This is a genomic window from Dethiothermospora halolimnae (assembly GCF_037577855.1).
In the GTDB taxonomy this organism is placed as follows: Bacteria; Bacillota; Clostridia; order Tissierellales; family VENL01; genus Dethiothermospora; species Dethiothermospora halolimnae.
On the sequence record NZ_JBAKFX010000037.1, the window covers coordinates 1 to 11,780 of the forward strand.

Here is an 11,780-nt window from a genome sequence, read left to right on the forward strand (position 1 = left end):
TTTGCCGCCGACTTCCTTCAGATTCCACCTCACGGTGGACACCCTTGTCTTCAGCTAGCACCTATATCACCTTCGGTGTTCGGGACTTTCACCCTATAGACTGTGTCCATGCTGGGCACACATAAAAGAATAAAAACCCTCTTCTAGAAGAGGGTTTTTATTCTATAGTATTCCACCTATTTCTAAGAATAACGGTGCAAATACCAATGATACTATAGTCATAAGCTTTATTAATATGTTAATTGATGGTCCTGATGTATCTTTAAAAGGATCACCCACAGTGTCCCCAACTACTGCTGCTTTATGGGCTTCACTACCTTTTCCACCATGATGCCCATCTTCTATATATTTCTTAGCATTATCCCAAGCACCGCCTGAGTTAGCCATAAATATAGCCATTAATACTCCTGTTACTAAACCGCCTGCAAGTAGACCACCTAATGCTTCAGTTCCTAAAAGGATACCCACTGCAATAGGTGCCGCAACAGCTAATAATCCAGGAATTATCATCTCTTTAAGTGCCGCTGTGGTACTAATATCAACACACTTTTTATACTCTGGTGTTGCTTTCCCTTCCATTAATCCAGGTATAGACTTAAACTGTCTTCTAACCTCTTCAATCATACTAAAGGCAGCTTTACCAACAGCCTTCATTGTAATAGCTGAGAATAGGAATGGTAACATACCACCTACTAAAAGTCCAACTATAACTGTAGGCTCAGTTAAATTAATACTTTTAACTCCAACTGCCTTAGTATAGGATGCAAAAAGAGCTAACGAAGTAAGGGCTGCTGAACCTATTGCAAAGCCTTTACCTATAGCTGCTGTAGTGTTTCCTACTGCATCAAGTTTATCCGTTATATCCCTAACTCCACTTGGAAGTTCGCACATCTCTGCGATACCACCAGCATTGTCAGCTATTGGACCATATGCATCAACTGCAACAGTCATACCAGCAGTAGCAAGCATACCAACTGCTGCAAGAGCTATACCATATAAATCAGCCACATTATAAGCTACTAATATACCAATAGCTATTACCAATATTGGTAGAGCTGTTGACTTCATTCCAACTGAAAGGCCACCAATAATATTTGTTGATGAACCAGTTTCTGATTCACTAGCTATTGACTTAACAGGTGAATAGTCACCTGATGTATAATATTCAGTAAGCTTGGCAACTATTATACCTACTAATAATCCTGTAACTATCGCTCCAAAAGGCTCTAAAGAGTCTAGTAGACTACGACTTAAAAAGAATGCAACAATTATTGTCACTATGGCACTAACTGCAGTACCCATATTTAAAGATTTCTGGGGATTAGATCCTTCCTTTGCTCTAACAAAGAATGTTCCTATTATAGAAGCTATTATACCAGTAGCAGCTAATAATAACGGAAATAATGCCGCATTTAATCCCATATCAAAACCTTTACTTCCATAGGCAACTAAGCCTAAAGTAATAGCAGATATAATTGAACCAACATATGATTCAAATAAATCGGCTCCCATACCAGCAACATCTCCAACATTGTCTCCAACGTTATCAGCAATAACCGCTGGGTTTCTTGGGTCGTCCTCTGGAATTCCAGCCTCTACTTTACCAACTAGGTCTGCTCCAACATCGGCAGCCTTTGTATATATACCTCCACCAACACGTCCAAATAACGCAATTGATGAAGCTCCAAGTCCAAAACCAGTTATATATTCAGCAGCTTCACTTAATTGAGCTACTTCAGTGGCACCTCTACCAAAGAAAAAGTAAAGAAGACCTACTCCTAATAATCCTAGTCCAACAACTGACATACCCATAACTGCTCCACCTGAAAAAGCAACTGTTAATGCTTTGTTCATTCCATTTTTCTTTGCAGCATTTGCAGTTCTAACATTAGCTTTTGTAGCTACTCTCATTCCAAAAAATCCTGCTAAAGCTGAAAAAAGTGCTCCAACTATAAATGCTATAGCAGTTTCTATACCTATGCCAAAGGCTAATATTATAAATAGTACAATTACAAATATAGCAAGTGATTTGTATTCCCTTGATAAAAATGCCATGGCCCCTTCCTGAATATGAGATGCAATTTCCTTCATCCTATCTGTTCCTACATCGACTTTGTTAATTAATGAACTCTTATAAAGTGCAAATAACAAAGCTAAAATACCTACTACTGGTGCTATAAAAATTAGTTCCAACGTATTATCCTCCTTTGTATTCAGTTTTTATTTTATTGTAGTGCTGCAAGTACTAATGCTGATAATACAAATAAAATAGCACAAACAGCTGTAACCTTACTAAGTATACCTTCATAGCTTCTTCCTTTATTTTTGCCCCAGATACTCTCAGCACCACCGGCAATACTACCAGATAATCCAGCACTTTTACCTGATTGTAATAATATACTAGCTATCAATACTAAACTTGATATAATTATAAAAATAGTAAATAATGTATTCATTCTTTCCACCTCCTGTCCCTTATAGTAAACATCAATATTTTAACATAGCCATATTATAAAAGCAATAAATATTTCAATAATTATAATTGAGTGGATGTTTATTATGGTAATAAGTTGGGGGATTACGAATCCCCCAACAACCAATGAAGGATGAATCCCTTAACAACCAATGGAGAATCAATCCCCCACAACCAATTGAGAATCAATCCTCTCAACAACTAATAGAGAAAGAATCTCTCAATAATTAATACATAAATAACCTTCTAATGACTAATAAGGGAGGAATCCCCCCTTATTATTTGAAAACCTATTTGTTTTATTCCATAAAACCTATTTTAGGTTATAAAATGCATCTATTCCCTTATATTGAGACGTAGCTCCCAACATATCTTCAAGTCTTAATAATTGATTATATTTAGCAACTCTATCGGTACGGGAAGGAGCCCCTGTTTTAATTTGTCCTGAATTGGTAGCCACAACTAAATCTGCTATAGTTGTATCTGATGTTTCCCCTGATCTATGGGATATAACTGCAGTATATCCTGCCCTTTTAGCCATCTCTATAGCATCTAATGTTTCAGTTATTGTACCTATTTGGTTTAATTTTATTAAAATGGAATTGGCTGCACCTTCATTTATACCCTTTGAAAGTCTCCTAGTATTAGTTACAAATAAGTCATCACCAACTATTTGAATCTTGTTTCCTAATCTTTCATTCATTAGCTTCCATCCATCCCAATCTTCTTCATCTAGTCCATCTTCAATTGAAATTATTGGGTATTTGTCAACCAAGTTACTATAGAAGTCTATCATTTCTTCTGCGGTTAATTCTTTACCCTCTGCTTTTAATATATATTTCTTACTATCCTTATTATATAATTCCGTAGCAGCTACATCAAGGGCTAATCTAACTTCTTCTCCCGGTTTATATCCAGCCTCTTCTATGGCTTCAACGATTGTAGAAAGGGCCTCTTCATTTGATGATAGGTTTGGTGCAAATCCCCCTTCATCTCCTACAGCTGTATTATATCCTTTACCCTTTAATACTTTCTTTAAATTATGGAATATTTCAGCTCCCATTCTTAATCCTTCTTTAAAACTTTTTGCTCCTACAGGCATAACCATAAATTCTTGAATATCCACATTATTATCTGCATGTTCTCCACCATTTAAAATATTCATCATTGGTACCGGTAAAGTTTTAGCATTTACACCACCTAAATACTGATATAAATCAAGACCTACATACTGTGCTGCTGCCTTAGCAACTGCCATAGATACTCCAAGAATTGCATTGGCACCAAGCTTTCCTTTGTTATCTGTACCATCTAATTCTATCATAGTCATATCTATCCCCACTTGGTCCCTAACATCAAACTCTAATATTTCTGGTGCTATAATTTCATTTACATTATCAACAGCCTTTGTAACCCCTTTTCCCATATATCTGTTTTCATCTTTATCCCTTAACTCAACTGCTTCAAAGGCTCCTGTTGATGCTCCCGATGGAACTTGGGCTCTACCATAGGCTCCACTTTCAGTATAAACTTCAACCTCAACTGTAGGATTTCCTCTAGAATCTAATACCTCTCTTGCATATACATCTGTAATTATACTCATAACTTTTCCTCCTTAAATTTTTATTTTATTATTAATGACTCACCTGTCATTTCATTAGGCTTTTTCACATTCATCATATCTAATAGTGTTGGAGCTATATCTGATAAACTTCCATCTCTTCGCAGTTTAACACTTCCTTCTCCAACAACTATACAAGGTACCTTATTTGTTGTATGGGCAGTAATCTTTTTGCCTGTTTCTTCATCGATCATTTCTTCAGCATTACCATGATCTGCAGTAATAATTGCTTTTCCTTTATGCTTTAATATAGTTTCTAAAACTTCTCCAAGGCATTCATCAACGGTCTCTATGGCTTTTATTGCTGCTTTAATATCTCCAGTATGCCCAACCATATCTGGATTAGCAAAGTTTAATATCATTAAGTCATATTCTTCACTTTCAATTCTTTTTATAACTTCATCTTTAACTTCATAGGCACTCATTTCGGGCTTAAGATCATATGTAGCTACCTTAGGAGATGGGATTAAAACCCTATCTTCACCATCGTTAGGCTTTTCAACTCCCCCATTAAAGAAAAATGTAACATGGGCATATTTTTCTGTCTCTGCTATTCTAAGTTGTTTTAAACCTAAGCTACTCACATATTCCCCCAGTGTATTACTATGTTTCTGGGGTTTATATGCCACTTTAACATTTTCTATGGTTTTATCATATTGGGTCATACATACGAAAAATACTTTTACTTTTTTATTTCTATCAAATCCATCAAATTCTTTATCAACCAATGCCCTAGTTATTTGCCTAGCCCTATCTGGTCTAAAATTAAAAAATATAATTGAATCATTATCATCTACAGTAGCTACTGGTTTTCCTTTACTAGTTATAACCGACGGCATAACAAATTCGTCTGTGATATCTTCTTTGTAAGACTTATTTATAATCTCAGTCGATGTACCACCTATAACACCTTCTCCTAGGGTCATTGCATCATAGGCTTTTTTTGTTCTTTCCCATCTTTTATCCCTATCCATAGCATAATACCTACCTGAGATAGTAGCAATCTTACCTACACCTATTCCTTTCAGTCTTTCTTCTAATTCATTTAAATACTTTCCACCACTTTTAGGTGGTACATCTCTACCATCTAGGAAGCAGTGAACATAGACCTCTTCTAACCCCTTCTTTTTAGCTAATTCTAATAGGGCATACAGATGCTTGTTGTGACTATGGACTCCACCATCTGATAATAGGCCCATTAAATGAAGTTTCCCATTATTATCCTTAGCTTTTTCTATTGCTTCTATAAAGTCTTCCTTTTTAAAAAACTGTTCATTTTCAATAGCTTTATTAATTCTTGTTAATTCTTGATATACTACCCTTCCTGCACCTAAATTGAGATGTCCAACTTCAGAATTTCCCATTTGACCAGAGGGCAAACCCACCGACAAGCCACTGGCATTAAGCTTAGTATTTGGATATTGTTGAAATACTTCATTATAGTTGGGAACCTTGGATTTACTTACTGCATTTCCTTCATATAATTTTCCAATTCCCCACCCATCTAATACTATCAGTGATACTATATTTTTAGACATTATACCTCTCCTTATTAAAACTTCACTAGTTCTATAAAATCCTCGGCCTTTAAACTTGCTCCACCTACTAGAGCACCATCTATATCTGTTTGATTCATTATTTCTGTAACATTATTGGGCTTAACACTACCTCCATACTGTAATCTAACTTCTTCAGAAATCTCTTCTCCATATTTTCCCTTAATAATCTCTCTAACATAGGAAATCATATCATTGGCTTCTTCACTTGATGCTGTCTTTCCTGTTCCAATTGCCCATATTGGTTCATAGGCTATAACTATTTTTTTCATATTATCACTTGATATATCATCAAATGCATTTTCTATTTGTTTCTTTACCACCTCTTTTGCTTTGCCAGTTTCTCTTTGTTCCAATGTTTCCCCTACACAAACTATAGGATTTATACCATATTTTAGAGCAGATTTTATCTTTTTATTCACTGTTTCATCAGTTTCATTATAATATTGTCTTCTTTCTGAATGTCCTATTATAACATAATTAATACCTATTTCCTTTAACATAGGAGGTGAAACCTCTCCTGTATATGCCCCATTATCTTCCCAGTGCATATTTTGTGCTCCAAGTTTTAAGTTTGAATCCCCTATTGTCTTCTTTATTTCATTCAATGATATATATGGAACACATACAGCCACTTCCACATCTGTATCATTCGTTATATCTTTAATCTTATTTACTAATTCTACCCCTTCTTTTATGGTCTTATTCATTTTCCAATTTCCAGCTATTATTGGTATTCTCATTTTCATACCCTCCTTAAATGTAATATTTAAATAATCTCAAAGTATATATGCTCTATTAACAAATACTGTTAGACAAAGTTATAAAAAATGGGAGTTATCCCGCAGGATTTGTGAAAATATAGAATAAGAGAGAAAATTGTTTAGAATTCCACTGTTTGAACGTAGTGAGTTTGGAATTCTATTTTCGACCGTTTCTTTATATTTTCCAAATCCGAGGACTGACGGACATTTTTTATAACTTTGTCGGTACTCTGATATAAAATTATTTATTATCTATGGCATCAATTCCCGGTAATACCTTACCTTCAAAGAACTCTAAAGAAGCTCCTCCTCCCGTGGATATATGGGTCATCTTATCACTTAGCCCTACTTTATCTACGGCTGATGCACTATCGCCTCCACCTATAATAGTGGTCCCTTCAGATTTTGCCATTGATTTAGCCACACTTTCAGTTCCCTTTGCAAAGTTCTCCATTTCAAATACACCCATGGGCCCATTCCAAATTATAGTTTTACCCTTTAATATTTCATCGCCAAAAGCATCCGATGTTTTTTTACCTATATCTAATCCCATCATATCTTTCGGTATGTTATCAATAGAAACGGTTTTATATTCTGTATCATTTTTAAACTCTTTTGCCACTACAACATCCGTTGGTAATAATAGTTCAACTCCTTTTTTATTTGCTTTATCTATAAGCTCTTTTGCTAAATTTACTTTATCATCTTCTATTAGTGAATTCCCTATTTCGTAACCCTTAGCTTTAAGAAATGTAAACATCATTCCTCCACCAATCAATAGTGTATCAACCTTTTCTATTAAATTCTCAATTACATCTATTTTATCTGATACTTTAGCTCCTCCTAATATGGCCATAAATGGTCTTTCTGGATTTGACATCGCCTTTCCCATTACATCTATCTCTTTCTTTATTAAATATCCAATTGCTGAGGGTAAAAATTCAGCTACTCCAACATTTGAAGCATGGGCTCTATGGGCAGTACCAAAGGCATCATTAACAAATACATCTGCTAGTTCTGCTAATTCCTTAGCAAATTCTTTAGCATTTTTCTTTTCACCTTTTCTAAATCTTGTATTTTGTAATAATACAACTTCTCCTTTTTCCATATCATCAACCGCTTTATTTGCATCTTCACCTGTTACATTATCATTGTCTACAAAAATAACTTCTCTATTTAATAAGTTAGCTAATCTCTTAGCCACAGGCTCAAGACTAAATTCTTTTTTTGCTTCTCCCTTAGGTCTACCTAAGTGGGACATAAGTATAACTTTACCATTATTTTTTATTATGTACTCTATAGTAGGTAAGGCACTTTGTATTCTTCTATCATCTGTAATATTTCCTGCGTCATCCATGGGAACATTAAAGTCACACCTTACTAAAACCTTTTTACCATCTATTTTAATATCTTCTATGGTTTTCTTATTAAGCAATATTATTACCTCCATCTATTTATTATCATAAAACATAATATTAGTAAAAGCTCAAAAGCCGGTTTAGTGATATCACTAAACCGGTCATAAAAAATAGTATTATATACCTTTGCTTGCTATATATTTAGCTAAGTCCACAACCCTAGCAGAATACCCCCACTCATTATCATACCATGAAACTATTTTAACCATTTTTCCTGTCACCATAGTAGATAATCCATCAACTATAGAAGAACGAGGGTCACCTTTATAATCTATAGACACTAATGGTTCTTCTGAATAGCCTAATACTCCTTTTAATTCACCCTCTGCTGCATCTTTAAACACTTTATTTATCTCATCAGCAGTAGCTTCCTTTTCAAGTTCAAATGTTGCATCTACTACAGATACTGTAGGTGTTGGAACCCTCATTGCCATACCATTTAGCTTACCTTTAAGCTCAGGTATAACTAATGCAACTGCTTTGGCTGCTCCAGTAGTAGTTGGTATGATTGACTCTGCAGCTGCTCTAGCTCTTCTTAAATCTTTTTTATGGGTACCATCTAAGATTCTTTGATCATTTGTATATGAGTGTACTGTTGTCATAAGGCCTCTTTCAATACCAAAGTTGTCTAATATAACCTTAGCAAATGGAGCTAAACAGTTAGTTGTACATGATGCATTTGATATTATTTGGTGATTAGCTGGGTCATAATCCTTTTCATTTACCCCCATAACTACTGTAACATCTTCTCCCTTTGCAGGTGCACTTATTAATACTTTTTTAGCTCCAGCTGTAAGATGTTTAGAAGCTCCTTCCCTATCTCTAAATATACCAGTTGATTCAACTACTAATTCTACCCCCATATCTTTCCAAGGAAGTTTTTCCGGTTCCCTTTCTCCCAGTACTTTTATTTTTTTATCATTAATAACTAAATAGTCTCCATCTACTTTAACAGTACCATTAAATTTTCCAAAGCATGAATCATACTTAAATAAATGAGCTAAATCTTCAATATTTCCTGGATTGTTTACTGCGACAACATCAAACTCATTTACATTGTTTTCCATGGCAATCCTCAATACATTTCTTCCAATTCTTCCAAAACCATTAATAGCAACTTTCATAGTCATTAAAACTCCTCCTCTAAATTTAATTTATGTATATAATAATTTGTCCCAAGACAAATTTATTAATCAATTTTTAATATTAAACATTATTTTAAAAGTTTTATTATTTCTTTACCTGCACCTTCGTCGGTTATCAGAGTCATACCTTCCCTTAGAGAGCAAATAGATATTATAGCTTCTGCTTTTCTTTTACCACAAGCAACACCTATAACATTTTCTATTTTTTTAAAATTTTCTAATGATAACCCCACTGTATTAGACTCAAAAATTTTATTTCCATTTCTATCAAAGTAATATCCAAAAGCCTCAGCCACTGCTCCGTTTTTGTTGAGGTTATCAATGATATCTTCAGCTAAATTTCTCCTTTCGGCCATATCATCTGATCTGCCTATACCATAGACTAAAATATCTATTTCCTTTATTTTTTGTAATAGCTCTCTTATTTCTGGAATCAACTGCAATGTCTTTAATGCTTCTTTACCAATATTATCGGGCATATGAAGTAATTTGTATTTGCCTCCTAATTTTTCAGCTAATGTGGCTGCTATATTATTGGATTGCGTTTTAAGATTGATTCCTAATCCTCCCCTAGCAGGTAAAACTAAAATATCCTTTTTAGAGTTTCCATAGTCCATTTCATTAGCCACTGCTGCCATTGTACTTCCTCCAGTGACCCCTATTATATTATTATCATTTAATATATTTTTTATATATAAAGATGTTCTTTTTCCAACATCATTTATTGTTATCCCTTCTTTATCAGAATCCCCAGGAACAACTATTACTTTTTTAATATGTAATTTCCTTTCCAACTCCCTTTCTAAACCCGTTAATCCTTTTAGGGAATGTATAAAATCATTAAGTTCTTTTATTATAACCTTTCCCTCTTCAGTTATATTCATACCCATAGATTTTACTTCTAATAATTTCTGCTTTTTTAAAATGTTAACTTCAGTCCTAATAACCCTTTCCCCTAAATTTAAATTATTAGCAAGGGTTCTTCTTCCTATAGGTTGGTTATAAAGTATATTTCTTAAAATATTATATCTTTTAATGGTTATATCTACTACTTCAGGTGCAATTTTTCTCTGTAATTTAATAATTTTTTCCATAATAAACTCCCCTTAATCTACACCTTGTTTTACTTATTTAAGACTCTATATGTTTATTATTTTCTATATATTAATTATGTATTCTAGGGACATCTTTTGTCCCGTGTGTTGTTTTGAGTCCCACCACAATAAAAAAAATTTGCCTTCTCTTTAATTATAAAGGATACTATATAATTTTTCAAGGAAATAATTTCAATTTTCATGAAAGTTAATTGGGGGACTACGTATCCCCCAATAGCTTCATAATAATAAATTTAAATTAGAACCTTCTTCTTTTAGAGGATGATGGTATATTTAGTTCATCCCTATATTTGGCTACAGTTCTTCTTGAAATTTGAATGTTCTTTTCTTTTAATATATTGGCAATTTTTTGATCGCTTAAGGGTTTTTTTGAATCTTCCGTTGTTATTAACTCCTCTATCATAGTTTTAATACCAGTAGATGCTATAGCTCCCTCTGACTTAGATATTCCACTTGAAAAGAAAAACTTCAGTTCAAATATTCCCCTAGGAGTTTGAATATACTTTCCCGTAGTTGCACGACTAACAGTTGATTCATGGACTTCTATGTCTTCTGCAATATCCTTTAAGGTTAATGGTTTTAGAAACCTTTTCCCCTTCTTGAAAAAATCATATTGAAACTTTATAATCGATTTAGTTACATTATATATAGTCATTCGTCTCTGTTCTATACTCTTTATAATCCATAGGGCAGAATTAAGTTTATTTTTAAGATATTCAGATATTTTTTCTTCATCTGTAGTCTTTAATAAATTATTATAATATTTACTTATATTAAGCCTTGGTATTGCATTATCATTTAAGACAATAATATATTCATCATCAACCTCATGGAGAATTATATCTGGAGTTATAAATTTTATCTCTTCTACTTCATTGGAAAAACCTCTACCTGGCTTTGGTTCTAAAGTCTTTATTAAATCACATATATTTTGTACTTCTTTAGTGGAAATTTTCAACTGTTTTGCTAACTTAGTTATACTATTTGTTCCTATATACTCTAAATGCTCTTCTACAACTTTATATACATTTGGATCATCTATTTTTTTTCTTTTTAATTGTATCTTCAAACACTCTTTTAAGTCCCTAGCACCGACTCCACTGGGTTCAAAGGTTTGAATTATTTCAACTATATTTTTTACTTTTTTATGCTCTGTATTCATTTCATTAGCAATCTCATCTATAGACGCATTTAGATAACCATTATTATCTATACTTTCAATTATAAATTGGGAAATATCCTTGTCTTCCTTATTAAAAAAAGTTAAATTTATTTGAAATAATAAATAATCTTTAAGGGACATTTCTTCCGATGTATAGTCTTCATAGTTAGAATGTTCTTTTTTCTCAAACTGAATATTTTTATAGCTGGTATTATCATATCTATTTAATAGATCATCCAGTTCAAAGTCGTATTCCTCTTCCTTGGCTTTTTCTATATCTTCATTATCTATATCATTTTCAAGTTCTAATACTGGATTTTTTTCCATCTCTAATTCAATACATTGTTTTAACTCTTGACTGTTAAATTGAAGCATTTGTATCGCTTGTCTAAGTTCAGGAGTCATCACTAGTTTTTGAACTTGTTGTAGGTTTAAATCGAAACCTAACTTCATTGTATCCACTCCCACTAATGGCTTTGTTGTTAAAACTTATGTTTTAACTACTACTATTATACCAAAAAATAAC

Annotated in this window: 9 protein-coding genes; all 9 read right to left on the minus strand. The window is 33.3% G+C overall.

Features of this window, described 5'->3' with window-relative positions; all coding sequences use genetic code 11:
- Positions 1-162 precede the first annotated feature (162 nt).
- Positions 163-2,193: a sodium-translocating pyrophosphatase gene (locus V6137_RS13865; protein ID WP_425448547.1), complete on the minus strand. Its 2,031-nt coding sequence runs from the start codon at positions 2,191-2,193 to the stop codon at positions 163-165.
- A gap of 32 nt (positions 2,194-2,225) precedes the next feature.
- The gene (gene secG, locus V6137_RS13870; protein WP_425448548.1) at positions 2,226-2,456 is read right to left on the minus strand and encodes a preprotein translocase subunit SecG; all 231 of its coding nucleotides are present in this window, start codon (positions 2,454-2,456) and stop codon (positions 2,226-2,228) included.
- A gap of 330 nt (positions 2,457-2,786) precedes the next feature.
- Positions 2,787-4,076 carry a phosphopyruvate hydratase gene (gene eno, locus V6137_RS13875; protein ID WP_425448549.1) on the minus strand — a complete coding sequence of 430 codons (1,290 nt, stop codon included), beginning with the start codon at positions 4,074-4,076 and terminating at the stop codon, positions 2,787-2,789.
- 20 nt (positions 4,077-4,096) lie between these two features.
- Positions 4,097-5,632 carry a 2,3-bisphosphoglycerate-independent phosphoglycerate mutase gene (gene gpmI, locus V6137_RS13880; protein ID WP_425448550.1) on the minus strand — a complete coding sequence of 512 codons (1,536 nt, stop codon included), beginning with the start codon at positions 5,630-5,632 and terminating at the stop codon, positions 4,097-4,099.
- A 14-nt stretch (positions 5,633-5,646) separates the two neighbouring features.
- Positions 5,647-6,393, minus strand: a complete 747-nt coding sequence (tpiA, locus tag V6137_RS13885) for a triose-phosphate isomerase (protein ID WP_425448551.1) — start codon at positions 6,391-6,393, stop codon at positions 5,647-5,649.
- Between the two features lie 262 nt (positions 6,394-6,655).
- A complete protein-coding gene (locus V6137_RS13890; protein WP_425448552.1) occupies positions 6,656-7,849 on the minus strand; it encodes a phosphoglycerate kinase in 1,194 nt (397 codons plus the stop codon).
- 99 nt (positions 7,850-7,948) lie between these two features.
- Positions 7,949-8,962, minus strand: a complete 1,014-nt coding sequence (gene gap / locus V6137_RS13895; protein ID WP_425448553.1) for a type I glyceraldehyde-3-phosphate dehydrogenase — start codon at positions 8,960-8,962, stop codon at positions 7,949-7,951.
- An 83-nt stretch (positions 8,963-9,045) separates the two neighbouring features.
- A complete protein-coding gene (locus V6137_RS13900) occupies positions 9,046-10,071 on the minus strand; it encodes a sugar-binding transcriptional regulator (RefSeq protein ID WP_425448554.1) in 1,026 nt (341 codons plus the stop codon).
- 259 nt (positions 10,072-10,330) lie between these two features.
- Entirely contained in the window at positions 10,331-11,707 is a 1,377-nt protein-coding gene (gene rpoN / locus V6137_RS13905; protein ID WP_425448555.1) for an RNA polymerase factor sigma-54, read from the minus strand.
- Positions 11,708-11,780: the final 73 nt, after the last annotated feature.

What these genes read in the sequence shown, in the direction of transcription:
- secG (WP_425448548.1), bottom strand. Translation starts at nt 2,456, where the DNA reads ATGAATACATTATTTACTATTTTTATAATTATATCAAGTTTAGTATTG.
- eno (WP_425448549.1), bottom strand. Translation starts at nt 4,076, where the DNA reads ATGAGTATAATTACAGATGTATATGCAAGAGAGGTATTAGATTCTAGA.
- gpmI (WP_425448550.1), bottom strand. Translation starts at nt 5,632, where the DNA reads ATGTCTAAAAATATAGTATCACTGATAGTATTAGATGGGTGGGGAATT.
- tpiA (WP_425448551.1), bottom strand. Translation starts at nt 6,393, where the DNA reads ATGAGAATACCAATAATAGCTGGAAATTGGAAAATGAATAAGACCATA.
- gap (WP_425448553.1), bottom strand. Translation starts at nt 8,962, where the DNA reads ATGACTATGAAAGTTGCTATTAATGGTTTTGGAAGAATTGGAAGAAAT.
- V6137_RS13900 (WP_425448554.1), bottom strand. Translation starts at nt 10,071, where the DNA reads ATGGAAAAAATTATTAAATTACAGAGAAAAATTGCACCTGAAGTAGTA.
- rpoN (WP_425448555.1), bottom strand. Translation starts at nt 11,707, where the DNA reads ATGAAGTTAGGTTTCGATTTAAACCTACAACAAGTTCAAAAACTAGTG.